The organism is Cupriavidus sp. 05N39 (assembly GCF_056397325.1).
On the sequence record NZ_JBFTNE010000398.1, the window covers coordinates 1 to 372 of the forward strand.

Annotated in this window: 1 protein-coding gene; it reads left to right on the forward strand. The window is 69.4% G+C overall.

Annotated features, from left to right (window positions below):
• The coding region (locus AC1DN0_RS41885; protein WP_477146728.1) for a MipA/OmpV family protein at positions 1-372 on the forward strand (372 nt) is incomplete at both ends.

Sequence of the window (372 nt, forward strand, 5' to 3'; positions counted from 1 at the left end):
CGCGTGCGTTCCAAGGAAGACTCCCCCCAGGCAGGCCACTGCCGCCCCAACGCCAACGACGGCGCCCCGCGGGCCATCGGCCCCTATCTGCTCGCGCTCGCGCTGATGACCGTGGCCTGGCTGGCCGCGGGCAGCGCCATGGCCCAGGCGCCGGGCGCCAAGCCGCGCAGCAGCCTCGGCGTGGCCGTGGTGGCCTTGAAATCCCCGTATGCCGGTTACGGGACCGACACCGTCGCGGCACCGATCATCAGCTACGAAGGCCGCAGGTTCCACCTGCGCGGTGGCAGCATCGGCTACAAGGTGTTCGACACCGAACAGACCGAAGTCTCGCTGATGGCCTCGCCGTACATGATGCGCTTCAAGCGCAAGGAC